Genomic DNA, 331 nt, shown 5'->3' on the forward strand with positions numbered 1-331 from the left:
TCCCTTTGTATGAATGATATTTTTCTCTAGGTCTTTTACCAAATAGTTTTAATTCATGCATTATTCTCTGTACTTTTTTATGATTTATTGTATATCCTTGATTCAATAATTCCCTATATACTCTTCTTACACCATATCTTCCTTTATGATTGTTAAATATATCAAATATTTTATTTTCTATATTTTTATTTCTAATCTTAACAGCATCAACTTTATTAATTTCAAAGTAGTATGTTGATTTTGGCAAATCAATAGCTATTAAAAGATATTTTAGTCTGTAGCCTTTTTCTTTGAGTTTTTTGACAATCGCTGCTTTTTCGCCTTGAGTTGC

1 protein-coding gene is annotated in these 331 nt (G+C 26.0%); it reads right to left on the reverse strand.

All coding sequences use genetic code 11. The features are described 5' to 3' along the window. On the reverse strand, positions 1–331 hold a 331-nt coding region (locus ACU68W_RS09320), incomplete at both ends, for an IS3 family transposase (RefSeq protein WP_446756443.1).

Source organism: Finegoldia sp. P2-F-LR (assembly GCF_052932265.1).